This is a genomic window from Ruminococcus sp. AM31-15AC (genome assembly GCF_003462045.1).
In the GTDB taxonomy this organism is placed as follows: Bacteria; Bacillota; Clostridia; order Oscillospirales; family Ruminococcaceae; genus Hominimerdicola; species Hominimerdicola aceti.
On the sequence record NZ_QTYG01000134.1, the window covers coordinates 1 to 743 of the forward strand.

Below are 743 nucleotides of genomic sequence, written 5' to 3' on the forward strand. Positions count from 1 at the left end.
GGTATAAACCTTGTAACAACAAGCGATATACCAAAGTACACTCCGCCGATCATGGCAAGCGTACCAAGCATATAAAACAATGTACAGAAAAACAGTTTAATAGGTGTATTCTCTCCAACAAAACTATCAGGAAATACCAAACAATAAATTGTTAGACTAAGCACAAGACCACAAACCGTTATTAATCCTGACAATGCAAATGTCTTTGGAGACAGCGGCTTAATGGTGCCTTCGTCAACAAATCTTTTGTAGTTATACCAAAATAATGCCTTGTTAGCCATAATTATGTCACCTCAATTCCATCATGTAAAAAAGCTCTTGTCTAACAGATATCTTCCAACCCCTTATAATATGCTTGCTGGGCGTCATTTAAACTATCCCATGCCGAAGCTTTAGCATTGGTAACTGAGCTAACTTCAGAGCTTGTATCCTTTCCACAAGGAACCAACGACACCGCCGTTATTGCAGTCACCAATAAAACCGAAAACTTTTTTGTAATATCCATTATTATCCTCCGACTATGTATATCTGACAATACAAAACTATCAAATGTACTAGTTAATATATAATCTACACGGTGTTATCAATTAAACCTATTTATACGTTCATTACTCCGCCGCAAAATCAATATCGTTTTCCTTTGCATACTCCTCAGCATACGAGCCTGATTTTCCCTTTATCGTCAAGCTATCACACTCATCAAAAGCGTTTTCCGCTATTTCATTGACCGACTCAGGAATGTA

Annotated in this window: 2 protein-coding genes; both read right to left on the reverse strand. The window is 37.3% G+C overall.

From position 1 onward, the window contains the following. The coding region (locus DW793_RS14380; protein ID WP_147342241.1) for a hypothetical protein at positions 1-281 on the reverse strand (281 nt) is incomplete at its 3' end. A gap of 41 nt (positions 282-322) precedes the next feature. After that, entirely contained in the window at positions 323-505 is a 183-nt protein-coding gene (locus tag DW793_RS14385) for a hypothetical protein (protein WP_117876724.1), read from the reverse strand. Positions 506-743: the final 238 nt, after the last annotated feature.

Coding starts and splice junctions, on each gene's coding strand:
- DW793_RS14385 (WP_117876724.1), bottom strand. CDS start 505: ATGGATATTACAAAAAAGTTTTCGGTTTTATTGGTGACTGCAATAACG.